The following is a 26,267-nucleotide window of genomic DNA, read 5'->3' on the forward strand; positions in this document are numbered from 1 at the left end:
TGGAAGGCCAGATTTCCCTGTTGATGAGTGCGCTAAGGCTCAGTTGATGAGCCGTTTCAATCAATCCTTGTACATGTAATTCAGCTGCACCTTAATCTGCGCAACAGTGCGCTCGATAGCTGTTTCTGATAGTTGTTCATCCCCTTTTAAAGTCAGTTGGGTGTTGTTGAATGATTTCAGTATCGGGTTTGCTCGCGTGCAGATTTTTATCTGTATGTCTTTCAATTAGTCTTTGAGTGCATTGAGCGAGCTATCAAATTGCTCCATCGTCCGCGTAGCGCTGAAGTGTGCTGCTCGTCTGTGAAGTTCCTGGCCCAGGGCTGTATCAACGTCGCCGATAGCATTTATCGCCATGCTCAGGCATTGATCAGCTTTCTGCTGAGTCGCTGCGATGTCTCCTTTGCACATAAGTGTTGGGATCAAGAAGGCGTGTTTGCCGAACGCTTATGTTCAAAGCTCAAACTCGTGGGAGTAAGCACGCACGATGCGATGAGCAGACTTGATATCGGGCATGGCCCGCCAGTCAGCAGCTGTTTGCTTTGCGCTCGGCATGAGCGAAATATGGCGGTGGGGTTTTATTTCATCGCTATGATCGTAGATTAACGAGTGGGATAGGGCGTTGTAAAAGTCTCTTGAGACTACGGCTTTCAGTTGCGTGGCGAGAATAACTGGCCGTCATACTCCATTGCCGTCTGGAAGCGCAGTAGAACAGATGTCATGGGGGCGCTGAGTACAGGCTTGACGGTGTCCACTGATTACTTTAACGGTTTGGGGTTGTTATGAATGTGCTGAGTTTAAAATGCGTTGGATCACCCGTCGTAGTTCCTCCGTATAAAGTAGACACGAAACTTATAGAAACCCTGAGGGGAAAACTGTGCGGAGCGAAGAATATGGATATCCCGCTTTTTATCATACTGAGGTCCGATCCGGATGCGCTAAGCGCCGTTAATCAGCTGTTTGATGCTAAGAAGGCCAAGTTGCTTGAGGCGCAGGCTAAGATCAACAACTTGCTGAATACCGCCAGTATTGGATGTCCGGGCACGGCCAAGACGAAGGAGCTCACGAGGCTGAGCGAGGAAGTGGAGGGTGAAATTAAAAAAAATCAGGAGATGCAGGCCAACCAAAACCAAAAAATTGAAGGTGTCGTTGCACGAGCTTAAGGTTTTCGACAACGCTGGCGGATCTTGCCGCGCGTGAAACAGCGACGCTGTGGCACGCTTGAGGTTTGCCGTTTCCGTTTGATTTTTTGGCGCTCAATAAATGTCTTTCAGGTAGTTCTGCAGCATCAGAAGCGGCGCTTCCAGTTGCGGCAGAGTCTGCGCGCCATAAAAATCCACCGACAACCTCTGCAGCTCACGCCCCAACGGTTTATCCGCGCCCCCAAGGCACCCAGTGCTAACGCCAGGCATTGGTTAACCTTCAGTTGGATCGCCGCGACATCCCCCTGGCGCACCAGTAAACCAAAAACCTCGCGCTCGTAATCGCTCATGATCGGATCATCTCGCAGGATCGGGCTTTCCCCCTCTCGCTCATAAGCCAGCTTGAGGGCGAACAGGGCAACGGTTTCCAGTGGCAATTCCATTGTGTGAATCCTTGATTCGTTGGCTGGGTTGGGTTGTGGCGCCTTAAAGGCAAGATCAAAAGATCGCAGCCTTCGGCAGCTCCTACGGGGTGGTGGGGGCCAGTCGCTTTTCTGCAGGCGAAAAAAAGGCCTTGCAAAGCAAGGCCTTTCTTGATTTTGGTGCCCCGAGGGAGACTCGAACTCCCACTTCTTGCGAAAACGGATTTTGAATCCGCCGCGTCTACCAATTCCGCCATCAGGGCTCAATGGCGGCGAAGTATAGAGATGAGATTACCGTTGGTCAATCACGTTTCATGGTCTATTTTCACTATTTCCGCTAGACTTCCGGCCCCTGCTAGACGAACCCCATCATGCGCGTTGCTGACTTTACTTTCGAACTCCCTGATTCGCTGATCGCTCGCCACCCTTTGGCCGAGCGTCGCGGCAGTCGCCTGTTGACCCTGGATGGGGTCAGCGGCGCCCTGGCACACCGTCAATTCACTGATTTGCTCGAGCATTTGCGCCCGGGCGATTTGATGGTGTTCAACAATACCCGGGTGATTCCGGCGCGACTGTTTGGCCAGAAGGCTTCCGGCGGCAAGCTGGAAATCCTGGTGGAGCGGGTGCTCGACAGTCATCGCGTGCTGGCCCATGTGCGTTCCAGCAAGTCGCCCAAGCCCGGTTCGAAGATCCTGATCGATGGCGGTGGCGAAGCCGAAATGCTCGCGCGGCACGATACGTTGTTCGAGCTGGGGTTCACCGAAGAGGTGTTGCCGCTGCTCGATCGCGTCGGGCACATGCCGTTGCCGCCGTATATAGACCGCCCGGATGAAGGCTCGGACCGCGAGCGCTATCAGACTGTGTACGCCGAGCGCCTGGGCGCAGTGGCGGCGCCGACGGCGGGGTTGCATTTCGATCAGCCGTTGCTGGAGGCGATTGCCGCCAAGGGCGTCGAGACCGCGTTCGTGACCTTGCACGTCGGCGCGGGCACGTTCCAGCCGGTGCGCGTCGAGAAGCTCGAAGACCACCACATGCACAGCGAATGGCTGGAAGTCGGCCAGGATGTGGTGGATGCGGTCGCCGCTTGCCGCGCTCGTGGTGGGCGCGTGGTGGCGGTGGGCACCACCAGTGTGCGTTCCCTGGAAAGCGCCGCCCGCGACGGCGTGCTCAAGCCATTCAGTGGCGACACCGACATCTTTATCTACCCGGGCCGGCCGTTTCATGTGGTCGATGCCCTGGTCACCAACTTCCATTTGCCTGAATCCACGCTGTTGATGCTGGTTTCGGCGTTCGCCGGTTATCCCGAAGCCATGGCTGCTTATAAAGCAGCGGTGGAGCATGGTTACCGCTTTTTCAGCTACGGTGATGCGATGTTTATCACCCGTAATCCTGCGCCGACTGCCCCTAAAGAATCGGGCCCTGAGGAAACTGTATGAGTCGTATGTCGTTTGAACTGCTGGCCACTGACGGCAAGGCGCGTCGCGGTCGTTTGACCTTCCCGCGCGGTACCGTCGAGACCCCGGCCTTCATGCCGGTGGGCACGTACGGTACGGTCAAGGGCATGCTGCCACGGGATATCGTCGCCACGGGCGCGGAAATCATTCTGGGCAACACCTTCCATTTGTGGCTGCGTCCTGGCACCGAAGTGATCAAGAAGCACGGCGACCTGCACGATTTCATGCAGTGGAAAGGCCCGATTCTGACCGACTCCGGCGGTTTCCAGGTGTTCAGCCTGGGCGCCATGCGCAAGATCAAGGAGGAGGGCGTGACCTTCGCCTCCCCGGTCGATGGCGCCAAAGTGTTCATGGGTCCGGAAGAGTCGATGCAGGTCCAGCGTGACCTGGGCTCCGACATTGTGATGATTTTCGACGAATGCACCCCGTATCCGGCTGACGAAGACGTCGCCCGTGTGTCCATGGAACTCTCGCTGCGCTGGGCCCAGCGTTCGAAAAACGCCCATGGCGACAACACGGCGGCGCTGTTCGGTATCGTTCAGGGCGGCATGCACCAGGACCTGCGCATGCGCTCCCTGGAAGGCCTCGACAAGATCGGCTTCGATGGCTTGGCCATCGGCGGCCTGTCGGTGGGCGAGCCCAAGCACGAAATGATCAAGGTGCTGGATTACCTGCCGGGCCTGATGCCGGCTGACAAACCTCGTTACCTTATGGGCGTTGGCAAACCGGAAGATCTGGTTGAGGGTGTGCGCCGCGGCGTGGACATGTTCGATTGCGTGATGCCAACCCGTAATGCCCGCAATGGGCATCTGTTCATTGATACCGGCGTGCTGAAGATCCGTAACGCGTTCCATCGCCATGATGATACGCCGCTGGATCCGACCTGTGATTGCTACACCTGCCAGAACTTCTCCCGTGCTTATCTGCACCATCTGGACAAGTGCGGCGAAATGCTGGGTAGCATGTTGAATACCATCCACAATTTGCGCCATTACCAGGTGCTTATGGCTGGTTTGCGCGAGGCTATTCAACAGGGTACATTGGCCGCCTTTGTCGATGCCTTCTACGCCAAACGCGGGCTTCCCGTTCCGCCTTTGGACTGAGTTTTCTGACCCCAAGATTCAACATTTGCAACTGGAGTGCTAAATGAGCTTTTTTATCTCTAATGCCATGGCCGATGGTGCTGCACCCGCAGCTGCAGGCCCAATGGGCGGCGGCTTTGAGTGGATTTTCCTGGTCGGCTTCCTGGTCATCTTCTACCTGATGATCTGGCGTCCACAGGCCAAGCGCGCCAAAGAGCAGAAGAACCTGCTGGGTAGCCTGCAAAAAGGCGATGAAGTTGTGACCACCGGCGGTATCGCCGGCAAGATCACTAAAGTGGCTGATGATTTCGTGGTTCTGGAAGTTTCCGACACCGTGGAAATGAAGTTCCAGAAAGGCGCCATCGCCGCCACGCTGCCAAAAGGCACGCTCAAAGCGATCTAAGTTCCAACTTCTACTCAATCGACGGGGCGCGCAAGGCGCCCCGCGTCATAAGCGGGCGGCGTGATGCTGAACAAATACCCTCTGTGGAAATACATTCTGATCCTGGCGGTGCTGGCGGTCGGTCTGATTTATTCCGCTCCCAATCTTTACCCTGATGACCCGGCGATTCAGGTCAGCGGTGCAAGTACTGCACTGTTGGTCAATCAGGCTGATCTGGACCGTGTGAGCACTGCGCTCAAGGAGTCCGGGATCAACGTCAAGGCAGCCACGCTGTCGGCGAACGGCAAGGGCGGCCTGATCCGTCTGACCAAGGCTGAAGACCAGTTGCCGGCCAAAGACGTCGTGCGCAAGGCGTTGGGCGATGACTACGTTGTTGCACTGAACCTGGCACAAACCACCCCGCAATGGCTGCGCAGCCTTGGCGCGCACCCGATGAAGCTGGGTCTGGACTTGTCCGGTGGTGTGCACTTCCTGCTGGAAGTGGACATGGACAAAGCCCTCGACGCCCGCTTGAAAGTGTACGAAGGCGACGTCAAGAGCCTGCTGCGTAAAGAGAAGCTGCGCTATCGCAGCCTGCCGCAACTGGGTGGCGCCATTCAGCTGGGCTTCACTGATGAAGCAACCCGCGAGCAGGCCCGTGCGCTGGTCCGCAAGAACTTCAACGATTTCGATATTGTTCCGGCCGACCTCAATGGCCAACCGGTACTGCGTCTGGCGATGACCCCGGCCAAGCTGGCGGAAATCCGTGAATACTCCATCAAGCAGAACTTGACCACGGTACGTAACCGCGTCAACGAGCTGGGTGTTGCCGAACCGATCGTCCAGCGTCAGGGCGCCAACCGCATCGTGGTTGAGCTGCCGGGCGTGCAGGACACCGCAGAAGCCAAGCGTATCCTCGGCAAGACGGCCAACCTCGAGTTCCGTCTGGCTGCAGAGCCTGGCGCTTCGAAAGCCACTTCCGAAACCTTCGAGTTCCGTGAAGGCAAGCGTCCGCCGGCACAGATCGAGCGCGGCCTGATCATCACCGGTGACCAGGTCACTGACGCCAAGGCTGGCTTCGGCGAGCACGGCACGCCAGAAGTGAACATCCGCCTGGATGGTCATGGTGGCGAGCTGATGAGTCGTGCGACGCGCAGCAACGTCGGTCGCAGCATGGCGGTGATCTTCATCGAGCAACGTCCGGTGACCACCTACACCAAGCAATTGGTTGATGGTGTCGAGAAAGACGTCGCGGTTCAAACGTTCAAGGAAGAGAAGAAGATCATCAGCCTGGCGACCATCCAGTCGCCGCTGGGTGCTCAGTTCCGTATTACCGGCCTGAACGGTCAGGGTGAATCCTCCGAACTGGCGCTGCTGCTGCGTGCCGGTGGTCTGGCTGCACCAATGTACTTCGCTGAAGAGCGCACCATTGGCCCGAGCCTGGGTGCCGACAACATCACCAAGGGTATCGATGCATCGCTGTGGGGCATGCTGTTCGTCTCGCTGTTCATCATCGCCATCTACCGTTTCTTCGGCATCATCGCCACCGTCGCGCTGGGCGTGAACATGGTGTTGCTGCTGGCCTTGATGTCGCTGCTGGGTGCAACGCTGACCCTGCCGGGTATCGCCGGTATCGTGCTGACCATGGGTATGGCGGTCGACGCCAACGTACTGATCTTCTCGCGGATTCGTGAAGAGATCGCGGCAGGCATGACGGTGCAACGGGCAATCAGCGAAGGCTTCGGCCGGGCATTCACCGCGATTCTCGACGCCAACCTGACAACACTGTTGGTCGGCGGGATTCTCTTTGCGATGGGCACCGGCCCGGTCAAAGGCTTCGCAGTGACCATGTCCCTCGGGGTTCTGACCTCGATGTTCACGGCCATCATGGTGACCCGCGCGATGGTCAACCTGATCTTCGGCGGTCGGGACTTCAAGAAGTTGTGGATTTAAGGGGCTGCCATGTTACGTACAATCAACTTCATGGGCGTTCGCAACGTTGCGTTCGGCGTCACATTGTTCCTTACCGCACTGGCACTGTTCAGTTGCTGGCACAAGGGCATGAACTGGGGGCTGGATTTCACCGGCGGTACGCTCATCGAGCTGACCTACGAGCGTCCGGCCGATGTGGCCAAGGTGCGTACTCAGCTCGCTGAGTCGGGTTACCACGAGGCCATCGTTCAGAGCTTTGGTGCGACCACTGACCTGCTGGTGCGTATGCCGGGTGAAGATCCGCAGTTGGGTCACCAGGTGGCCGATGCCTTGAAAAAGGTCGGCGGCGACAACCCGGCGGTGGTCAAGCGCGTCGAGTTCGTTGGCCCGCAGGTCGGTGAAGAGCTGCGCGACCAGGGCGGCCTCGGCATGCTGATGGCGCTGGGCGGCATCCTGATCTACCTGGCTTTCCGCTTTCAGTGGAAGTTCGCAGTCGGCGCCATCGTGTCCTTGATCCACGACGTGATCGTGACCATCGGGATCCTGTCGTTCTTCCAGATCACCTTCGACCTGACGGTGTTGGCGGCGGTGCTGGCGATCATTGGTTACTCGCTCAACGACACGATCGTGGTATTCGACCGGGTTCGTGAGAATTTTCGTGTACTGCGCAAGGCCAGCCTGATCGAGAACATCAACATCTCGACCACGCAAACCCTGCTGCGGACCATGGCGACGTCGATCTCCACCTTGCTGGCGATCTCGGCGCTGTTGTTCTTCGGTGGTGACAACCTGTTCGGCTTCTCCATTGCCCTGTTCATCGGTGTGCTGGCGGGTACCTACTCGTCGATCTACATCGCGAACGTGGTGCTGATCTGGCTGAACCTGAACAGCGAGGATCTGATTCCTCCTGCGGCTACCGAGAAGGAAATCGACGACCGTCCATAACGGCCATCGTTTTTCCAGCGGTCAGCCAAAAAAGGCGCGAGTTGAACTCGCGCCTTTTTTTATGCTCCAAGGCTGGGAGAAGCGCGGGCTTTGACCCGCATGTGATGGTCAGGAGGTTCATGTGAACAAGTCGTTGCTGGTTGGTGCGGTACTGGGTGCTGTCGGTGTGACTGCCGGGGGCGCTGTTGCCACCTACAGCCTGGTAAAAAGCGGCCCTGAGTATGCGCAAGTGTTGGCCGTTGAGCCGGTAAAAACACAGATCAAGACTCCACGTGAAGTGTGCAAGGACGTTGCAGTAACTCGGCAAGCGCCAGTCAAGGACCAGCACCAGATCATGGGTACGGTGCTCGGTGCGGTCGGTGGTGGCCTGTTGGGCAACATGGTCGGTGGCGGTAATGGCAAGAAGCTTGCCACCGTTGCGGGCGCTGTTGGCGGCGGTTATGCCGGCAACAAGGTCCAGGAAGGCATGCAGAACCGTGATACCTACACCACGACTCAGACCCGGTGTAACACTGTGAATGACATCAGCGACAAGGTTGTCGGCTACGACGTCCGTTACTCGCTGGACGGCAAGGAAGGCAAGGTGCGGATGGATCGCGATCCGGGTAATCAGATTCCGGTCGATAAGGAAGGCAAGCTGGTTTTGTCGCAGAACGAACCGGCTCAGTGATGAGCTGATTGCCAGAATCAAAAAGAAGCACCTGAAAGGGTGCTTTTTTGTGCCCTGAAAACTCAGGGTGCGCGATACAGGCCACTCATCATGTAGGAGCTGCCGAAGGCTGCGATCTTTTGATCTTAAAGATCAGAAATCAAAGTCAAAAGATCGCAGCCTTCGGCAGCTCCTACAGGGCCAGGTTTTGAATAGTGCAGGCATAAAAAAAGCACCCCGAAGGGTGCTTTTTTTGTGGCGCTTGCTTAGCGTTTCAGCGAAGCCGGCAGGTGCGGCTGGATGGCCGTCAGGACTGCCTTGAAGCATTTGGTGTTGCCGGCAACGACGTGGCCTTTCTCAAGGAAGTCGTGACCGCCGGTAAAGTCGCTCACCAGGCCGCCAGCTTCCTGGATCAGCAGGGCGCCTGCCGCCATGTCCCACTCGGACAGGCCCGATTCCCAGAACGCATCGAAACGGCCGGCAGCCACGTAGGCCAGGTCCAGGCTCGCCGAACCGGCGCGGCGGATGCCGGCAGTCTGGCCAACCAGGGCGCGGAACATGCCCAGGTAGTTGTCGAGGTTGTCCATCTGGTCGTCACGGAACGGGAAGCCGGTACCCAGCAGGGCGCCGTCCAGGCTGGTGCGACCGCTGACGCGCAGGCGACGACCGTTCAGTTGAGCGCCGCGACCACGGCTGGCGGTGAATTCTTCCTGGCGAACCGGGTCCAGAACAACAGCGTGTTCCAGGCGACCGCGGTATTTGCAGGCGATGCTGACAGCGAAGTGTGGAATGCCGCGCAGGAAGTTGGTGGTGCCGTCCAGCGGATCGATGATCCACAGGTATTCTTCGCCTTCGCCGCTGCCGGGTGCATGCCGGTTTCTTCGCCGAGAATGCCGTGGGTAGGGTAGGCCTTGCGCAGCGCGTCGATGATTTTCTGTTCGGCGGCGCGATCCACCTCGGATACGTAATCCTTGGCGTCTTTTTCGTCGACCTTGATGGTATCCAGGCGCTCGATGGAGCGGAAGATCAATTCACTGGCGCTGCGGGCGGCGCGCAGCGCGATATTCAGCATGGGCTGCATGGATGTGTCACCTAAGGTTGTTAAAGAAAGCCGGGCATTCTATCAGAAAGTTTCTACAGGTGAAGGTCGGTGTTCGCTTTCATAGCTTAACGGTAGGTTGAGCTGTAAGATTCTGCTCCCCAATTTAGTGTTCGAGATCGCCTCCCGTGCTGCAAAACATTCGTGTCGTCCTGGTCAATACCAGCCATCCCGGCAATATCGGCGGGGCTGCGCGTGCCATGAAGAACATGGGCCTGTCGCGGCTGGTGCTGGTCGAGCCGCGGTTATTCCCGCATCACGAGGCCGATGCCCGTGCCTCCGGTGCCGGTGACATCCTTGAAAACGCGCAAGTCGTCGCCACCTTGGAAGATGCCTTGGTCGGCTGCAATCTGGTCCTCGGCACCAGCGCCCGAGACCGGCGCATTCCCTGGCCGCTGCTTGATCCCCGCGAATGCGGTGTGAAAGTGGTCGAGGAAGCCGGGCAGGGCGCAGAAATCGCCTTGGTCTTTGGTCGTGAAGATTCCGGCCTGACCAATGAAGAGCTGCAGCGATGTCATTATCACGTGCATATCCCATCAGACCCCGAGTTCAGCTCGCTGAACCTTGGGGCAGCGGTGCAGGTGTTGAGTTATGAAGTGCGCATGTCCTGGCTCGCGGCCCAAGGTCAGCCGAGCAAGGTCGAGAAGGATGAAGTGGCGTCCACCAAGAGTGGTGAACTGGCGACCATGGATGAGCTGGAGCGATTCTATGAGCACCTGGAACAAACCCTGGTGGCCATCGAATTCCTCGACCCGGAAAAACCGCGGCACTTGATGGCGCGCCTGCGTCGGTTGTACGGACGAAGCTCGGTCAGCCGGGCGGAAATGAATATATTGCGTGGCATCCTCACGGAAACCCAGAAAGCGGCCCGTGGTGAGCTTCTTAAACGGAAGGATTGAAAAATGTTTGAGCGTTTGCGTGAAGATATCCAGAGTGTTTTCCACCGTGATCCGGCAGCGCGTAACGCTTTTGAAGTCCTGACTTGCTACCCCGGCATGCATGCCATCTGGATTCATCGCCTGTCGTCGGCCCTGTGGGGCATGGGCTGGAAGTGGCTGGCGCGGGTGGTTTCGAACTTCGGGCGCTGGTTGACCGGGATCGAGATTCATCCAGGTGCCAAGGTCGGTCGTCGCTTCTTTATTGACCATGGCATGGGCATTGTCATCGGTGAAACCGCCGAAATCGGCAACGACGTCACCCTTTATCAAGGGGTGACCCTCGGAGGCACCAGCTGGAACAAAGGCAAGCGCCACCCGACCCTCGAAGACGGTGTCGTCGTCGGCGCGGGCGCCAAGGTGCTGGGCCCGTTTACGGTCGGCGCCGGGGCCAAGGTCGGTTCCAATGCGGTGGTGACCAAGGCTGTTCCGCCGGGTGCGACGGTCGTCGGGATTCCGGGGCGGATCATCGTCAAGTCCGATGAAGAGCAAGATGCCAAGCGCAAGGCCATGGCCGAGAAGATCGGCTTCGATGCCTATGGCGTCGGTGAAGACATGCCGGACCCGGTGGCGCGTGCCATTGGTCAGTTGCTGGATCACCTGCAGGCGGTCGATGGTCGTCTGGAGGGAATGTGCGGCGCCTTGAAGGATCTGGGCAGTAATTACTGCGCCAAGGATTTGCCTGAATTGCGCGAAGAAGACTTCGCCTGCGTCAAAGGCAAGGACGAAACCAAAGCCGGCTAAGCCCTTTGTAGGAGCTGCCGAAGGCTGCGATCTTTTGATCTGCGCTTTATAAAAGCAAAATCAAAAGATCGCAGCCTTCGGCAGCTCCTACATAATAGGTTGTGTCAGGGTTTGCAATCAGCGGCAGTATCGTCACAGGTCGCAATCAGGCAATGGCACGGCGTTGACCGGTGTGCCATTAGGCCGCAGACCCTGCTATGATGCGCGCGCTCTTTTGCGGGTAAACCTGACTAAAGTACTAGGTCTTATAGTTGACTTAAATACTCGGGAATTGCATACTCGCCCCATTCTGAACTCCGTGGTAATTGTCCATGCGACTGACTACAAAAGGCCGATACGCCGTAACCGCCATGCTCGACCTGGCGTTGCATGCGCAGCACGGGCCGGTGTCCCTGGCCGATATCTCCGAGCGCCAAGGCATCTCCCTGTCCTACCTCGAACAGCTTTTTGCCAAATTGCGTCGTAGCAATCTGGTCTCCAGCGTTCGTGGCCCGGGCGGTGGCTACCAACTGTCCCGCGACATGCAGGGCATCCAGGTCGCCCAGGTGATCGATGCGGTCAACGAATCGGTTGATGCAACCAAATGCCAGGGCCAGGGTGATTGCCATCAAGGCGACACCTGTCTGACCCACCACTTGTGGTGCGATCTGAGCCTGCAGATTCACGAATTTTTGAGTGGTATCAGCTTGGCTGATCTTGTGACTCGCCGTGAGGTGCAAGAAGTAGCCCAGCGTCAGGATCAGCGCCGTTGCAATGGCAAGGCGCCACGCCTGGACAAGATTGAAGCGTCCGCCGTCGAATGACAGCCAAAGAGCTAGCGGCACGCCAGCCAGCCTGATTTAGGAGATAGTCCATGAAATTGCCGATTTACCTTGATTACTCTGCGACCACCCCGGTTGATCCGCGTGTCGCGCAAAAGATGAGTGAATGCCTGCTGGTCGACGGAAACTTCGGTAACCCGGCGTCCCGTTCCCACGTGTTCGGCTGGAAAGCTGAAGAGTCCGTCGAAAACGCTCGTCGTCAGGTCGCTGACCTGGTCAACGCCGACCCGCGTGAAATCGTCTGGACCTCCGGCGCCACCGAGTCCGACAACCTGGCAATCAAGGGTGCGGCGCATTTCTATGCGACCAAGGGCAAACACCTGATCACCACCAAGATTGAGCACAAGGCTGTCCTCGACACCATGCGCCAACTGGAGCGTGAAGGCTTCGAAGTGACCTACCTCGAGCCTCAGACCGATGGTCTGGTAACGCCGGCAATGATCGAAGCAGCACTGCGTGACGACACCATCCTGGTTTCGGTCATGCACGTGAACAACGAAATCGGCACCATCAACGACATCGAAGCCATCGGCGAACTGACCCGCTCCAAGGGCATTCTGTTCCACGTTGACGCGGCTCAGTCCACCGGCAAGGTCGAGATCGACCTGTCGAAGCTGAAAGTCGATCTGATGTCGTTCTCTGCCCACAAAACCTACGGCCCTAAAGGCATCGGCGCGCTGTACGTCAGCCGCAAGCCGCGTGTTCGCATCGAAGCGACCATGCACGGCGGCGGTCACGAGCGTGGCATGCGTTCCGGCACCCTGGCGACCCACCAGATCGTCGGCATGGGTGAAGCCTTCCGCGTAGCCAAGGAAGACATGGCTGCCGAGAACGTGCGCATCAAAGCCTTGAGCGACCGCTTCTTCAAACAGGTCGAAGACCTGGAAGAGCTGTACATCAACGGCAGCATGACCGCCCGCGTACCGCACAACCTGAACCTGAGCTTCAACTACGTTGAAGGCGAGTCGCTGATCATGGCCCTCAAGGATCTGGCGGTTTCGTCCGGTTCGGCCTGCACTTCGGCTTCCCTTGAGCCTTCGTACGTACTGCGCGCCCTGGGCCGCAACGACGAACTGGCACACAGCTCGATTCGCTTCACCTTCGGCCGTTTCACCACCGAAGAAGAAATCGACTATGCCGCGCAGAAAGTCTGCGAGGCCGTTACCAAGCTGCGCACTTTGTCGCCGCTGTGGGACATGTACAAAGACGGTGTCGACATTTCGAAAATCGAGTGGGCGGCACACTGATTTCAAGTCGCCGCAAACCGGCCCTGTGAACTTAAGGTTTCAGGGCTCAAGAGCGACTCTCTGATGAGTGAGGATTAAGAATCATGGCTTACAGCGAAAAGGTCATCGACCACTACGAGAACCCGCGCAACGTCGGCAAGATGGACGCGCAAGACCCTGATGTCGGCACTGGCATGGTCGGCGCCCCGGCGTGCGGCGACGTGATGCGTCTGCAAATCAAGGTTAACGAGCAAGGCATCATCGAAGACGCCAAGTTCAAGACCTACGGTTGCGGTTCGGCTATCGCCTCCAGCTCCCTGGCGACCGAGTGGATGAAAGGCAAGACTCTGGATGAAGCAGAGACCATCAAGAACACTCAGCTGGCCGAAGAACTGGCCTTGCCGCCAGTGAAAATCCACTGCTCCGTACTCGCTGAAGACGCTATCAAAGCGGCCGTTCGCGACTACAAGCAGAAGAAAGGCTTGATCTGACTTTCAAGATTTGGCGACGAGTAAGGAGTCACCGATGGCTATCAGCATGACAGAAGCGGCTGCTCAACACGTGCGACGCTCCCTCAACGGGCGCGGCAAAGGTGAAGGGATTCGCCTGGGTGTTCGCACCACGGGCTGTTCCGGCCTTGCCTACGTGCTGGAGTTCGTCGATGAGGTGGTTGCAGAGGATCAGGTGTTCGAAAGTCACGGCGAGAAAGTGATTATCGACCCGAAAAGCCTGGCGTACCTGGACGGCACCGAGCTCGATTTCGTCAAGGAAGGGTTGAACGAAGGCTTCAAGTTCAACAATCCCAACGTACGCGGTGAATGTGGCTGCGGCGAAAGCTTCAACATCTGAGGCTGCGCGTGGGTATTCCTTGTCATTTCGCTTTATTTGAACTGCAGCCGAGTTTCCGTCTGGATCTCGAGCAGTTGGCCACGCGCTATCGTGAGTTGGCGCGCGGTGTTCATCCGGATCGCTTTGCCGACGCTTCCGAGCGCGAGCAGCGGTTGGCGCTCGAGCAATCCGCGAACCTCAACGAGGCCTACCAGACGCTCAAGAATCCCCCAAAACGCGCGCGTTACTTGCTCGCCATGGGTGGTCGCGAGTTGCCGCTGGAGGTCACGGTGCATGATCCGGAGTTTCTTCTGCAGCAGATGCAATGGCGCGAAGAACTCGAAGACCTGCAAGACAGCGCCGACCTGGCCGGCATTGCCGTGTTCAAGCGCCGCTTGAAGGTCGCGCAGGATGAGCTGAACGAAAGCTTCGCAGCCTGTTGGGATGACGCAGCGCAACGTGAACAGGCCGAACGCCTGATGCGGCGCATGCAGTTTCTCGACAAGCTCACCTACGAAGTGCGCCAGTTAGAAGAGCGCCTCGACGATTAACCCAGTGCCGCTCCGGTCGCACGCCTGATATACAGATAAGTCCTGATTACGATGGCCCTACTGCAGATCGCCGAACCCGGCCAAAGTCCTCAACCGCACCAGCGTCGTCTGGCTGTGGGGATCGACTTGGGCACTACCAATTCGCTGGTCGCTGCATTGCGCAGTGGTCTTTCCGAACCTCTGGCCGACGCCGACGGGCAGGTCATCCTGCCGTCTGCCGTGCGCTATCACGCTGATAGCGTGGAAGTGGGCGAATCCGCCAAGCTGTCCGCCGCTACTGATCCCTTGAACACCGTGCTGTCGGTCAAGCGCTTGATGGGTCGTGGTCTGTCCGACGTCAAGCAATTGGGCGACCAACTGCCGTACCGCTTTGTCGGTGGCGAGTCGCACATGCCGTTCATCGACACTGTGCAAGGCCCGAAAAGCCCGGTCGAAGTCTCCGCCGAAATCCTCAAGGTGCTGCGTCAGCGCGCCGAGTCGACGTTGGGCGGTGAGTTGGTAGGCGCGGTGATCACTGTTCCGGCCTATTTCGACGATGCTCAACGTCAAGCCACCAAGGATGCGGCCAAACTGGCCGGTCTGAACGTGCTGCGTCTGCTCAATGAGCCGACCGCTGCCGCTGTGGCTTACGGTCTGGATCAACACGCCGAAGGCCTGGTCGCTATTTATGACCTGGGCGGCGGTACCTTCGATATTTCGATTCTGCGCCTGACCGGCGGTGTGTTCGAAGTGCTAGCTACCGGTGGCGACAGCGCCCTGGGCGGCGACGACTTCGATCACGCCATCGCTGGCTGGATCATCGAGAGCGCCGGTTTGTCCGCCGACCTCGATCCGGGGGCACAACGTCATCTGCTGCAAGCTGCGTGTGCAGCAAAAGAAGCGCTGACCACCGTCGCGACCGTTGAAGTTGCTTATGGTGACTGGAAAGCCCAACTGACTCGCGAAGCCTTCGATGCGCTGATCGAGCCGATGGTTGCCCGCAGCCTGAAAGCTTGCCGTCGCGCCGTACGTGATTCCGGCATCGAGCTGGATGAAGTGCACGCCGTGGTCATGGTCGGCGGTTCGACCCGCGTGCCTCGTGTTCGCGACGCTGTTGCCGAAGCCTTTGGTCGCCAGCCGTTGACCGAAATCGATCCGGATCAAGTGGTGGCCATCGGTGCCGCGATCCAGGCCGATACCTTGGCAGGCAACAAGCGTGACGGTGGCGAACTGCTGCTGCTCGACGTGATTCCGTTGTCTCTGGGGCTGGAAACCATGGGCGGCCTGATGGAGAAGGTGATTCCGCGCAACACCACCATCCCCGTCGCCCGCGCCCAGGATTTCACCACTTATAAAGATGGCCAGTCGGCCATGGCGATCCACGTCTTGCAGGGTGAGCGCGAGCTGATCAGCGACTGCCGCTCCCTGGCACGCTTTGAATTGCGCGGCATTCCGGCAATGGTGGCCGGTGCGGCGAAGATTCGCGTGACCTTCCAGGTCGATGCCGACGGTCTGCTCAGCGTCGCGGCACGCGAGCTGGGTTCGGGTGTTGAAGCCAGCATTCAGGTCAAGCCGTCCTACGGCCTGACCGACGGCGAAATCACCAAAATGCTCAAGGATTCGTTCGAGTACGCCAACGACGACAAAGTCGCCCGTGTACTGCGTGAGCAGCAAGTCGATGCCCAGCGCCTGATCGAAGCGGTGCAGGGCGCCATTGATGTCGACGGCGAACGCCTGCTCGACGCCGAAGAGCGCATGGTCATCGAGTTGCAGATGCAGGAACTGACCGAATTGATGAAAGGCACCGATGGTTTCGCCATCGAGCAGCAGACCAAGCGTCTGTCGCAAGTGACCGATGCCTTTGCTGCCCGCCGCCTGGATTCGACGGTGAAAGCCGCTCTGGCGGGGCGCAACCTGAATGAAATCGAGGAATAACTGATGCCGCAGATCATTTTTCTGCCTCACGCCGAGCATTGCCCGGACGGTATGGTTGTCGAGGCTGAAACCGGTAAGTCCATTCTCGAAGTGGCCCATGACAACCACATCGAGATGGAAAGCGCCTGTGGTGGCGTTTGCGCCTGCACCACCTGTCACTGCGTCATTCGTGAAGGTTTCAGCTCGCTCGAAGAAGCCGATGAGCTGGAAGAAGACTTTCTCGATCGGGCCTGGGGTCTGGAACCGCAATCTCGTCTAGGCTGTCAGGCGATTGTCGGGACTGAAGACCTGACCGTTGAAATTCCGAAATACTCGCTCAACCATGCGGCTGAAGCGCCGCACTGATTCAAGGAAGTGACATGAGTCTGAAATGGGTTGATGTGCTGGAAATCGCGATCCAACTGGCTGAATCCAAGCCGGATACGGACCCGCGTTACGTGAACTTCGTCGATCTGCACAAATGGGTGCTGGCATTGCCGGAGTTCAGTGATGATCCGACCCGCGGTGGCGAGAAGGTGCTTGAAGCCATTCAGGCCGCCTGGATCGAAGAAGCAGAGTAGGAGCTGACGAGCGAAGCGAGGCTGCGATCTTTTCCCCTGTGCCACTTGAATCTCAAGCCCAAGACCAGGATCAAAGGATCGCAGCCTTCGGCAGCTCCTGCAAAGGGCAGAGGTCGCTGCCCGCACGCAGTTAGGCAATACCCAAGAACCCGCGTATAATTCGCGGGTTTAATTTTTCACAAATTACCGTTTCTGGAGTTACACCATGGCTGTTCAACGTACTTTCTCCATCATCAAGCCTGACGCTGTTGCAAAAAACGTTATCGGCGAGATCACCACTCGTTTCGAAAAAGCTGGCCTGCGCGTTGTAGCTTCGAAACTGAAGCAACTGTCCAAAGCTGAAGCTGAAGGCTTCTACGCTGAGCACAGCGCTCGTGGTTTCTTCGGCGACCTGGTTGCTTTCATGATCTCCGGTCCGGTTGTCGTTCAGGTTCTGGAAGGCGAAAACGCTATCGCTCTGAACCGTGAGCTGATGGGCGCTACCAACCCTAAAGAAGCTGCTGCCGGCACCATCCGCGCTGACTTCGCTGATTCGATCGACGCCAACGCTGTACACGGTTCGGACTCCGAAGCCGCTGCTGCTCGCGAAATCTCGTACTTCTTCGCAGCTACTGAAGTAACCACTCGCTAAGCATTGGCTTATGAGTGAAGGTGAATCCATGACTACATCGACTGTTAAAACTAACCTGCTGGGTCTGACTCAGCTGGAAATGGAAAAATTCTTCGACTCAATCGGGGAGAAGCGTTTCCGTGCCGGTCAGGTAATGAAATGGATTCACCACCTTGGCGTCGATGATTTCGACGCCATGACGAACGTCAGCAAAGCCTTGCGTGACAAGCTCAAGGTCATTGCTGAAGTTCGCGGTCCTGAGGTCGTCAGCGAGGACATTTCCACCGACGGCACCCGTAAGTGGGTGGTGCGCGTGGCGTCCGGCAGCTGCGTCGAGACCGTTTACATTCCCCAGGGCAAACGCGGCACGTTGTGCGTTTCGTCCCAGGCAGGCTGTGCCCTGGATTGCAGTTTCTGCTCCACCGGCAAGCAAGGTTTCAACAGCAACCTCACCGCGGCCGAAGTGATCGGCCAGGTGTGGATTGCCAATAAATCGTTCGGCAGCATCCCGGCGACCGCCGACCGTGCCATCACCAACGTGGTGATGATGGGCATGGGTGAGCCGCTGCTGAACTTCGACAACGTCGTGGCTGCCATGCATCTGATGATGGATGACCTGGGCTACGGGATCTCCAAGCGCCGCGTGACCCTGTCCACTTCGGGCGTGGTGCCGATGATCGATGAGCTGTCCAAGCACATCGACGTGTCCCTGGCGTTGTCGCTGCACGCACCCAATGACGCATTGCGTAACCAATTGGTGCCGATCAACAAGAAATATCCGCTTAAGATGCTGCTCGAATCGTGCCAGCGCTACATGGCGACCTTGGGCGAGAAACGTGTGTTGACCATTGAGTACACCATGCTCAAGGACATCAACGACAAGGTTGAGCACGCCGTCGAGATGATCGAACTGCTCAAGAATGTACCCTGCAAGATCAACCTGATTCCGTTCAACCCGTTCCCGCATTCCGGCTATGAGCGTCCAAGCAACAACGCCATTCGCCGTTTCCAGGATCAGCTTCACCATGCCGGCTTCAATGTCACCGTGCGTACTACGCGTGGTGAAGACATCGATGCCGCGTGTGGCCAATTGGTAGGGCAGGTGCTGGATCGCACCCGTCGCAGCGAGCGTTATATCGCGGTGCGTGAATTGAGCGCCGAGAACGATTTGGCACAGAACGCCGCGAACAATAATTAAGAGAGGATCTCTATGTCCCTGCGCTTTGCGCTGCTTGTGCTGTTGGCCAGCCTCTGTGCTGGTTGTGTCCTGTCGGGTGATTTCAACCCGATGAAGACCAGCAAGGGCCGCGACGAAGCGCGTGCCGCCTACGTGCAGCTGGGGCTGGGGTACTTGCAGCAAGGGATGACCGAGCGGGCAAAAGTGCCGTTGAAAAAGGCGCTGGATCTGGATGATTCGGACCCTGACGCCAACGCGGCGCTGGGTCTGGTGTTTCAGGCGGAGATGGAGCCGGAGCTGGCCGACCAGCATTTTCGCAAGGCGCTGTCTTCCCGTCCCGGCGATGCTCGAATCCTGAACAACTACGGCAGTTTTCTGTACGAAGAAAAACGCTACAAGGAAGCGTACGAACGCTTTGAGCAGGCCGCCGCCGATACCCTGTATCCTGAGCGTTCGCGGGTGTTCGAGAGCTTGGGCATGACCGCTTCCAAGCTTGGCCAGCGTGATCTGGCCCGCCAGCAACTGGAAAAAGCCCTGCGTTTGAACCGCCAACAACCACGCGCATTGCTGGAAATGGCTGAGTTGTCTTACGAAGACAGGCATTATGTGCCCGCACGTGACTATTACGACCGTTTTAGCCTGCTCACCGAGCAAAATGCACGTAGTCTATTGCTCGGCGTTCGGCTGGCAAAAGTGTTTGAAGATCGCGACAAGGCCGCCAGTTTTGGCCTGCAATTAAAACGACTCTATCCCGGTACGCCGGAATATCAGCAATACCTGTCGGAGCAATGATGAAAGCGGCGCATCCCGAAGTTGTAGCAGCGAATCGCGTTAATCCCGGTGAGACTTTGCGCCAGGCCCGCGAAAGCAATGGCTGGTCGCTGGCCGAAGTGGCTCTCAAGCTCAACCTCACCGTCAGTTCCCTGGGTAATCTGGAATCCGGCGCTTTCGACAAGCTGCCAGGGCATACCTTTGCTCGCGGCTATATTCGCGCTTACGCCAAATTGCTCGGTATGGACCAGACCGTACTGGTCCAGCAGTTCGACCAGTCCACCGGCACCGACTCCCAGGGCAGTAACGTCCATAGCCTGGGTCGTATTGAAGAGCCGGTTCGGGTTTCCCACACCATTTTGCGAATTGTCAGCCTGCTGTTGCTGATCGCGGTGATTGGCGGTGGTTTTGTCTGGTGGCAGGATCAAACTTCGCTTCGCACCAAGGACCTGGCCAGCCTGACCCCGGAACACGTTGAAGTCGAAGGCGCCGACGGCACCACCCAGATCCATCCGCTGGACGAGCCGGAAGACCAGGCTGTCGCGCTAGGTCAGACTGAAGGTGCAACCACGCTTGCCTCGCCGCCAGCCGAGACTTCGGCTCAAGCCCCGGCCGAAGCAGAACCGACCACGCCTGCTCCAGTCCCCGTAGTCCCGGCTGTAACGCCTGCGGCACCGGTTCACAATGCGGCGCCTGTCGTTGCAACTCCAGTCGCTCCCGCGCCGACGGTGGCTGCTCCGGTTGTTGCTGCACCCGCCGCGACTGCCGCAGCCGCTCCGGTGGCCGGCCAGGGCCAGGTTCAACTGCAATTCACTGCTGATTGCTGGGCGCAAGTGACTGACGGCAGCGGCAAAGTGCTGTTGAGCGGTCTCAAGCGCAAAGGCGAAAACGTATCCGTCAGCGGCAAGCCACCCTTTGCCGTGCGTCTGGGCTTTGCCCGTGGCGCGCAAGTCAGCTACAACGGGCAGGTGGTTGATGTCGCTCCGTTCACCAGTGGCGAGACTGCTCGCCTGAAGTTGGGTCAATAAGTCATGCACGGCGAATCTCCAATCAAACGTCGCGAATCCCGCAAGATCTGGGTCGGTAACGTGCCTGTTGGCGGCGATGCGCCTATCGCTGTGCAGAGCATGACCAACAGCGACACCAATGACGTGGCCGCCACCGTGGCCCAGATCAATCGCCTGGAAGCCGCTGGCGTCGATATCGTGCGCATTTCCGTGCCGGACATGGACGCCGCCGAGGCTTTCGGCAAGATCAAGCAACTGGTCAAGGTGCCGTTGGTTGCCGACATTCACTTCGACTACAAGATCGCTTTGCGCGTGGCCGAACTGGGCGTTGACTGCCTGCGCATCAACCCGGGCAACATCGGTCGTGAAGATCGCGTGCGTGCCGTGGTCGATGCGGCCCGTGACCGTGGGATCCCGATCCGCATCGGCGTGAACGCCGGTTCCCTGGAAAAAGACCTGCAAAAGAAATACGGCGAGCCGACCCCGGCCGCGCTGGTCGAGTCGGCCCTGCGCCACGTCGAACACCTGGAACGCCTGAATTTCAAGGACTTCAAGGTCAGCGTGAAGGCGTCCGACGTGTTCATGGCCGTCGCTGCCTACCGCTTGCTGGCCAAGGAAATCGTCCAGCCATTGCACCTGGGCATCACCGAAGCCGGTGGTTTGCGTTCAGGCACGGTGAAATCCGCCGTGGGCCTCGGTATGCTGCTCGCCGAAGGGATTGGCGATACTATTCGCATCTCGTTGGCGGCTGACCCGGTCGAGGAAGTGAAAGTCGGCTACGACATTCTCAAATCCCTGCACCTGCGTTCCCGTGGTATCAACTTCATCGCCTGCCCGAGCTGCTCGCGGCAGAACTTCGATGTGGTCAAAACCATGAACGAGCTGGAAGGGCGCCTCGAAGATTTGCTGGTGCCGCTGGATGTCGCGGTCATCGGTTGCGTGGTCAACGGGCCGGGCGAAGCCAAGGAAGCCCATATCGGCTTGACTGGCGGCACGCCAAACCTGATTTACATCGACGGCAAGCCAGCGCAGAAACTGACGAATGATAATCTGGTGGATGAGCTTGAACGCTTGATCCGCCAGAAAGCGGCCGAAAAGGTCGAAGCCGACGCAGCAGTAATCGCTCGCGGCTGATCGAACGAATTTAAGGATTTATAGTGAGCAAGTCTCTGCAAGCCATTCGTGGCATGAACGACATCCTGCCCGAGCAGACGCCCCTGTGGCGTCATTTCGAGGGCACCGTCTCGCGTCTGCTGGATAACTACGGTTACAAGCAGATCCGCATGCCGATCGTCGAATTCACCGAGCTGTTCAAGCGCTCCATCGGTGAAGTGACCGACATCGTTGAAAAAGAGATGTACACCTTCGACGACCGCAACGGCGACTCCCTGACCCTGCGCCCTGAAGGCACGGCGGCCTGCGTACGTGCGGTGCTCGAGCACGGTATTACCGGCGGTGGCCAGGTGCAGAAACTCTGGTACATCGGCCCGATGTTCCGCCACGAACGTCCACAGAAAGGTCGTTATCGCCAGTTTCACCAGATCGGTTGCGAAGTCTTCAACCTGGATGGTCCGGACATCGATGCCGAGCTGATCGTGCTGACCTGGCGCCTGTGGGGCGAGCTGGGTATCCGTGATGCGGTCAAGCTTGAGCTCAACAGCCTGGGCACCGCCGAGTCTCGCGGTCGTTATCGCGAAGCCCTGGTCGAGTTCCTGTCGGCTCACCTGGACAAGCTCGACGAAGACAGCCAGCGTCGTCTGAAAACCAACCCGCTGCGAGTTCTTGATACCAAGAACGCCGACACTCAAGCGGTATTGGTCGATGCGCCGAAAATGGCCGACTACCTCGACGACGAATCGCGCGTGCACTTCGAGGGCCTCAAGGCTCGCCTCGACGCTGCCGGTATTCCTTACGTGATCAACCCGAAGCTGGTTCGCGGGCTGGACTACTACAGCAAGACCGTTTTCGAATGGGTCACCGACAAGTTGGGCGCCCAGGGCACAGTGTGTGCCGGTGGTCGTTACGACGGCCTGGTCGAGCAGATGGGCGGCAAGCCGACCACCGGCGTTGGGTTTGCCATGGGCATCGAGCGCCTGGTGCTGTTGCTGGAAACCCTGGAGCAGATTCCGCAAGAGATTTCCCGTCAGGTCGACGTCTACCTCTGCGCCTTCGGTGAAGCCGCCGAGCTGGCCGGTCTGGCCTTGAGTGAACGTGTTCGTGACCAGTTGCCCAACCTGCGCCTGCAAGTCAATGCCGGCGCTGGCAGTTTCAAAAGTCAGTTCAAGAAAGCCGACAAGAGCGGTGCGCTGTATGCGCTGATCCTCGGTGACGACGAGATGGCCCAGCAAGTGGTAGGTTTCAAACCCCTGCGTGGCCAGGGCGAACAACAAAGCATTGCCTGGGATGCGCTCGCTGCACACCTGGCCACCTGCGTCGTGCAGGGTTGAAGCTGTCAAACAGCCGATTTAGCGATTAAGGAGTATTGGGGTGTCGAGTACCGAAGACGAACAACTGGCGGATTTTAAGGACTGGTGGACACGTAACGGCAAGCCCCTGGTCACTGGCGGCCTGTTGGCGCTGGTCATCGTGTTCGGCTGGCAGGCCTTCCACAAGTATCAGAGCAATCAGTCGCAAGGCGCCTCGATTCTCTATCAGCAACTGCTGGAAACCACGCTGACGCCTGACGGCAAGCCTGACGCAGCCCGTGTTGCGGACCTGGCCGGCAAGCTCAACAGCGAGTTCGGCGGTTCTGCTTATGCGCAATACGGCAGCCTGTTCGTGGCGAAAGTCGCGGTCGACAGCGGCAAGCTGGACGATGCTGCCAGCGAGCTGAAAGCCATTACCGACAAACCGGCGAACCCGGCACTGGGCGAAATCGCCCGTCAGCGTCTGGCGCAGGTGCTGGCGGCGCAGAACAAGGTCGAAGACGCCTTGAAACTGCTTGAAGGCGATGCCGACAAGTCGTTCCTGGCCACTCGCGAAGAACTCAAGGGCGACCTGCTGGTGCAGTTGGGTCGTACCGACGAAGCGAACACGGCGTATCAAAAAGCCAAGGCGGCACTGTCGGATGAAGCGGCAGTCGGCGGCCTACAAATCAAGCTGGACGACCTGGCCAAAGGGGATGCGTGACGTGATCCGTTGGAAACATGCAGCATTGCTGGCCCTGGCCATTTTGGCCGCGGGTTGCAGCAGCAACAGCAAAAAAGAATTGCCGCCGGCCGAGCTGGTCGACTTCAAAGAAGAAGTGGTCCTGCACAAGCAGTGGAGTCGTTCGATCGGTGACGGTCAGGGCGAAACCTACAACATGCTGGTGCCGGCGATCGATGGCGATACCATTTATGCGGCCGACGTCACAGGCGTTGTGGTGGCGATGGATCGCAACACTGGTGACGTCAAATGGAAGAAAGATCTCGACCTGCCTGTCTCCGGCGCCGTTGGCGTAGGTTACGGTCTGGTTCTGATCGGTACGCTCAAGGGCGAAATCGTTGCCCTGGACGCCAGCAACGGTGAAGAGAAATGGAAGGCTCGCGTCTCCAGCGAAGTACTCGCACCGCCGGCCAACAACGGTGACGTTGTAGTGGTTCAGACTCAGGACGATCGTCTGATCGGCCTGGATGCTTCCACCGGTACCCAGCGCTGGTTGTATGACAGCACGCCAGCGGTCCTGACCCTGCGCGGCACCAGTGCCCCTATCGTCACCAACCGCCTTGCAGTGGCGGGCCTGTCGACCGGTAAAGTGGTCGCGCTCGACATTACCAACGGCGTGCCGGTGTGGGAACAGCGGGTTGCGATTCCACAGGGTCGTTCGGAACTGGAACGCGTGGTCGACATCGACGGCGGTTTGCTGCTGTCCGGCGGTACACTGTACGTTGCCAGCTACCAGGGTCGCGTTGCGGCACTGGACCTGGAAAGCGGTCGTCAGCTCTGGCAGCGTGATGCTTCCAGCTATGCCGGTGTCGCCCAGGGTTTTGGCAGCGTCTACGTGAGCCTGTCTTCGGGCACCGTCGAAGGCGTTGACGAGCGTTCCACCACAGCCTTGTGGACCAACGATTCGCTGGCTCGCCGTCAGCTGTCGGCTCCGGAAGTGTTCTCCAGCTACGTTGCAGTCGGCGATATGGAAGGCTACCTGCACCTGCTGAGCCAGGTGGACGGTCGCTTCGTCGGCCGCGAACGCATCGACAGCGACGGCCTGCGCGCCCGTCCGCTGGTGGTGGGTGACACGATTTATGTATATGGCAACAGTGGCAAACTGGAAGCCCTGACCATTAAGTAAAGATTTGACTATGCTTGGGGTTTAACCCCCAAGCGGCCTTGTTCTGCAAGGCTTGCGGCGCCTTCAAGCGCTGCCCCGAGCACCAGCCGCTGCCTCGCAGCGGCTTTTGTATTTTCTGAAATAACGAAGTGGAGAGCCGCATGGTTCCCGTAATCGCCCTGGTGGGCCGACCGAACGTCGGCAAGTCCACCTTGTTCAACCGCCTGACCAGGACTCGTGACGCCATCGTCGGCGACTTGTCCGGTCTGACCCGTGATCGCCAATACGGTGAGGCCAAGTGGCAAGGGCGTTCCTACATTCTGGTCGACACCGGCGGTATCTCCGGTGACGAGCACGGTATGGACGAAAAAATGGCCGAGCAGTCGCTGCTGGCCATTGAAGAAGCCGATGTCGTTCTGTTCCTGGTAGATGCCAAGGCCGGTTTCACCGCCGCCGACCAGATGATCGCCGAGCATTTGCGCAAACGTAACAAGCGTTCCTACGTGGTTGCCAACAAGGTCGACAACATCGACCCTGAAATGGCCCGCGCCGAGTTTGCCCCGTTGGGCATGGGCCACGCGATTCCGATCGCCGGTGCCCACGGTCGTGGCATCACCCAGATGCTCGAAATCGCCCTGAGCACCTTCCCGAAAGACGAAGAAGAGCCAGAAGACGGCGAGGAAGAGATCGTTGCCGAAGGCGAGGAAGCCAAGCGCATTCCTGGCCCAAGCGAAAAAGACGGGATCAAGATCGCCATCATCGGCCGTCCGAACGTCGGCAAGTCGACGCTGGTCAACCGTATGCTCGGTGAAGACCGGGTAATCGTGTATGACGAGCCCGGCACCACTCGCGACAGTATCTACATTCCTTTCGAGCGTAACGACGAGAAGTACACGCTGATCGACACCGCCGGTGTGCGCAAGCGCGGCAAGATCCACGAAGAAGTCGAAAAATTCTCCGTGGTCAAAACCTTGCAAGCGATCAAAGACGCCAACGTCGTCATCTTCGTGATGGACGCCCGTGAAGGTGTCGTCGACCACGACCTCAACCTGCTGGGCTTCGCCCTTGAAGCCGGTCGTGCGCTGGTGATCGCGATCAACAAGTGGGACGGCATGACCCCAGGCGAGCGCGACTTCGTGAAAGTCGAGCTGCAACGTCGGCTGTTCTTCGTCGACTTCGCCGATATCCACTTCATCTCGGCGCTGCACGGCACTGGCGTGGGTAACCTCTACGCCTCGGTTCAGAACTCGTTCAAGTCCGCGGTCACCCGCTGGCCAACCAACCGCCTGACCACGATTCTGGAAGATGCGGTCGGTGAGCACGCGCCACCGATGGTCAACAACCGCCGGATCAAGCTGCGTTATGCCCACTTGGGTGGTGCCAACCCGCCGATTATCGTGATTCACGGTAACCAGATCGAGAAGGTGCCGAAGTCTTATGTGCGGTATCTGGAAAACACTTACCGTCGGGTCTTGAAGCTGGTTGGTACGCCGATCCGCATCGAGTTCAAGGGCGGCGAGAACCCGTACGAAGGCAACAAGAATTCGCTCACCGACCGTCAGGTCAACAAGAAGCGTCGGATGATGTCGCACCACAAGAAAGCCGACAAGAAGCGCCGCGACAAGCGTTGATTGAGATGATCGTTCCCGCCTTCATGTGTGGGAATGCTCATCGGCTTTTGTAGGCGCTGGCGAAGCCTGCGATCTTTTGATCTTGGGCTGTGTGATCGCTGAAAAGATCGCAGCCTGCGGCAGCTCCTACAGGGTT

At 58.4% G+C, this 26,267-nt stretch carries 26 protein-coding genes, 1 tRNA gene and 2 pseudogenes; 26 read left to right on the top strand and 3 right to left on the bottom strand.

Annotation, left to right across the window (positions count from 1 at the left end; genetic code table 11):
• Positions 1-890 precede the first annotated feature (890 nt).
• Positions 891-1,160, top strand: a complete 270-nt coding sequence (locus JFV26_RS15535) for a hypothetical protein (protein ID WP_201193694.1) — start codon at positions 891-893, stop codon at positions 1,158-1,160.
• Positions 1,161-1,253: 93 nt separating this feature from the next.
• Here the strand turns inward: JFV26_RS15535 and JFV26_RS15540 are convergent.
• Positions 1,254-1,582, bottom strand: a pseudogene (locus JFV26_RS15540) (hypothetical protein).
• A 157-nt stretch (positions 1,583-1,739) separates the two neighbouring features.
• Positions 1,740-1,824: transfer RNA gene (locus JFV26_RS15545), tRNA-Leu, on the bottom strand.
• Between the two features lie 108 nt (positions 1,825-1,932).
• Here JFV26_RS15545 and queA point away from each other — a divergent pair.
• The 6 genes from queA (at position 1,933) to JFV26_RS15575 (ending at position 8,026) form a co-directional block, all read left to right on the top strand.
• Positions 1,933-2,997 carry a tRNA preQ1(34) S-adenosylmethionine ribosyltransferase-isomerase QueA gene (gene queA / locus JFV26_RS15550; protein ID WP_201193696.1) on the top strand — a complete coding sequence of 355 codons (1,065 nt, stop codon included), beginning with the start codon at positions 1,933-1,935 and terminating at the stop codon, positions 2,995-2,997.
• 5 nt (positions 2,998-3,002) lie between these two features.
• On the top strand, positions 3,003-4,118 hold the full coding sequence (tgt, locus tag JFV26_RS15555; RefSeq protein WP_201193853.1) for a tRNA guanosine(34) transglycosylase Tgt: 1,116 nt from the start codon (positions 3,003-3,005) through the stop codon (positions 4,116-4,118).
• Positions 4,119-4,161: 43 nt separating this feature from the next.
• The gene (yajC, locus tag JFV26_RS15560; RefSeq protein WP_201193698.1) at positions 4,162-4,500 is read left to right on the top strand and encodes a preprotein translocase subunit YajC; all 339 of its coding nucleotides are present in this window, start codon (positions 4,162-4,164) and stop codon (positions 4,498-4,500) included.
• A 63-nt stretch (positions 4,501-4,563) separates the two neighbouring features.
• On the top strand, positions 4,564-6,432 hold the full coding sequence (gene secD, locus JFV26_RS15565; protein WP_201193700.1) for a protein translocase subunit SecD: 1,869 nt from the start codon (positions 4,564-4,566) through the stop codon (positions 6,430-6,432).
• A 9-nt stretch (positions 6,433-6,441) separates the two neighbouring features.
• A complete protein-coding gene (gene secF / locus JFV26_RS15570; protein WP_201193702.1) occupies positions 6,442-7,356 on the top strand; it encodes a protein translocase subunit SecF in 915 nt (304 codons plus the stop codon).
• Between the two features lie 121 nt (positions 7,357-7,477).
• Positions 7,478-8,026: a glycine zipper 2TM domain-containing protein gene (locus JFV26_RS15575; protein WP_201193704.1), complete on the top strand. Its 549-nt coding sequence runs from the start codon at positions 7,478-7,480 to the stop codon at positions 8,024-8,026.
• 245 nt (positions 8,027-8,271) lie between these two features.
• Here the strand turns inward: JFV26_RS15575 and suhB are convergent.
• Positions 8,272-9,086 (bottom strand): annotated as a pseudogene (gene suhB, locus JFV26_RS15580) (type III secretion system regulator SuhB).
• Positions 9,087-9,232: 146 nt separating this feature from the next.
• On the opposite strand from suhB, the gene trmJ reads away from it, so the two are divergent.
• The 19 genes from trmJ to der all read left to right on the top strand — a co-directional run bounded on the left by trmJ (position 9,233) and on the right by der (position 26,131).
• Complete coding sequence (gene trmJ, locus JFV26_RS15585; RefSeq protein WP_201193707.1) at positions 9,233-10,003, top strand: tRNA (cytosine(32)/uridine(32)-2'-O)-methyltransferase TrmJ; 771 nt, start codon at positions 9,233-9,235, stop codon at positions 10,001-10,003.
• A gap of 3 nt (positions 10,004-10,006) precedes the next feature.
• The gene (gene cysE, locus JFV26_RS15590; RefSeq protein ID WP_201193709.1) at positions 10,007-10,783 is read left to right on the top strand and encodes a serine O-acetyltransferase; all 777 of its coding nucleotides are present in this window, start codon (positions 10,007-10,009) and stop codon (positions 10,781-10,783) included.
• Between the two features lie 311 nt (positions 10,784-11,094).
• On the top strand, positions 11,095-11,586 hold the full coding sequence (gene iscR / locus JFV26_RS15595; RefSeq protein WP_054045389.1) for a Fe-S cluster assembly transcriptional regulator IscR: 492 nt from the start codon (positions 11,095-11,097) through the stop codon (positions 11,584-11,586).
• 50 nt (positions 11,587-11,636) lie between these two features.
• Positions 11,637-12,851: an IscS subfamily cysteine desulfurase gene (locus tag JFV26_RS15600; RefSeq protein WP_201193711.1), complete on the top strand. Its 1,215-nt coding sequence runs from the start codon at positions 11,637-11,639 to the stop codon at positions 12,849-12,851.
• Positions 12,852-12,934: 83 nt separating this feature from the next.
• Positions 12,935-13,321, top strand: coding sequence for a Fe-S cluster assembly scaffold IscU (iscU, locus tag JFV26_RS15605; RefSeq protein WP_003185157.1), 387 nt, complete (start codon positions 12,935-12,937; stop codon positions 13,319-13,321).
• A gap of 34 nt (positions 13,322-13,355) precedes the next feature.
• Positions 13,356-13,679: an iron-sulfur cluster assembly protein IscA gene (iscA, locus tag JFV26_RS15610; protein ID WP_007903589.1), complete on the top strand. Its 324-nt coding sequence runs from the start codon at positions 13,356-13,358 to the stop codon at positions 13,677-13,679.
• Positions 13,680-13,687: 8 nt separating this feature from the next.
• Complete coding sequence (gene hscB / locus JFV26_RS15615; protein WP_201193855.1) at positions 13,688-14,209, top strand: co-chaperone HscB; 522 nt, start codon at positions 13,688-13,690, stop codon at positions 14,207-14,209.
• A 51-nt stretch (positions 14,210-14,260) separates the two neighbouring features.
• Positions 14,261-16,123, top strand: coding sequence for a Fe-S protein assembly chaperone HscA (gene hscA / locus JFV26_RS15620; protein WP_201193713.1), 1,863 nt, complete (start codon positions 14,261-14,263; stop codon positions 16,121-16,123).
• A 3-nt stretch (positions 16,124-16,126) separates the two neighbouring features.
• The gene (fdx, locus tag JFV26_RS15625) at positions 16,127-16,468 is read left to right on the top strand and encodes an ISC system 2Fe-2S type ferredoxin (protein WP_201193715.1); all 342 of its coding nucleotides are present in this window, start codon (positions 16,127-16,129) and stop codon (positions 16,466-16,468) included.
• A gap of 14 nt (positions 16,469-16,482) precedes the next feature.
• The gene (gene iscX / locus JFV26_RS15630) at positions 16,483-16,683 is read left to right on the top strand and encodes a Fe-S cluster assembly protein IscX (RefSeq protein WP_201193717.1); all 201 of its coding nucleotides are present in this window, start codon (positions 16,483-16,485) and stop codon (positions 16,681-16,683) included.
• A gap of 205 nt (positions 16,684-16,888) precedes the next feature.
• Positions 16,889-17,314, top strand: a complete 426-nt coding sequence (gene ndk / locus JFV26_RS15635; protein WP_007916882.1) for a nucleoside-diphosphate kinase — start codon at positions 16,889-16,891, stop codon at positions 17,312-17,314.
• A gap of 28 nt (positions 17,315-17,342) precedes the next feature.
• Positions 17,343-18,491 carry a 23S rRNA (adenine(2503)-C(2))-methyltransferase RlmN gene (rlmN, locus tag JFV26_RS15640; RefSeq protein WP_169373238.1) on the top strand — a complete coding sequence of 383 codons (1,149 nt, stop codon included), beginning with the start codon at positions 17,343-17,345 and terminating at the stop codon, positions 18,489-18,491.
• Positions 18,492-18,503: 12 nt separating this feature from the next.
• Positions 18,504-19,262 (top strand): type IV pilus biogenesis/stability protein PilW, encoded by a 759-nt coding sequence (gene pilW / locus JFV26_RS15645; protein ID WP_201193719.1) that lies wholly within the window; start codon positions 18,504-18,506, stop codon positions 19,260-19,262.
• A complete protein-coding gene (locus JFV26_RS15650; protein ID WP_201193721.1) occupies positions 19,262-20,269 on the top strand; it encodes a RodZ domain-containing protein in 1,008 nt (335 codons plus the stop codon). Before pilW ends, JFV26_RS15650 begins: the two co-directional genes overlap by 1 nt.
• Positions 20,270-20,272: 3 nt before the next feature.
• Positions 20,273-21,382, top strand: coding sequence for a flavodoxin-dependent (E)-4-hydroxy-3-methylbut-2-enyl-diphosphate synthase (ispG, locus tag JFV26_RS15655; RefSeq protein WP_133840204.1), 1,110 nt, complete (start codon positions 20,273-20,275; stop codon positions 21,380-21,382).
• 23 nt (positions 21,383-21,405) lie between these two features.
• Positions 21,406-22,695, top strand: a complete 1,290-nt coding sequence (gene hisS / locus JFV26_RS15660; RefSeq protein ID WP_201193723.1) for a histidine--tRNA ligase — start codon at positions 21,406-21,408, stop codon at positions 22,693-22,695.
• 40 nt (positions 22,696-22,735) lie between these two features.
• The gene (locus tag JFV26_RS15665) at positions 22,736-23,377 is read left to right on the top strand and encodes a tetratricopeptide repeat protein (RefSeq protein WP_201193725.1); all 642 of its coding nucleotides are present in this window, start codon (positions 22,736-22,738) and stop codon (positions 23,375-23,377) included.
• Positions 23,370-24,521 (top strand): outer membrane protein assembly factor BamB, encoded by a 1,152-nt coding sequence (gene bamB / locus JFV26_RS15670; protein ID WP_201193727.1) that lies wholly within the window; start codon positions 23,370-23,372, stop codon positions 24,519-24,521. Before JFV26_RS15665 ends, bamB begins: the two co-directional genes overlap by 8 nt.
• A 140-nt stretch (positions 24,522-24,661) precedes the next feature.
• A complete protein-coding gene (gene der / locus JFV26_RS15675) occupies positions 24,662-26,131 on the top strand; it encodes a ribosome biogenesis GTPase Der (RefSeq protein ID WP_201193729.1) in 1,470 nt (489 codons plus the stop codon).
• Positions 26,132-26,267 lie beyond the last annotated feature (136 nt).

Origin of the sequence: Pseudomonas sp. TH31 (assembly GCF_016650815.1) — a bacterium.
In the GTDB taxonomy this organism is placed as follows: Bacteria; Pseudomonadota; Gammaproteobacteria; order Pseudomonadales; family Pseudomonadaceae; genus Aquipseudomonas.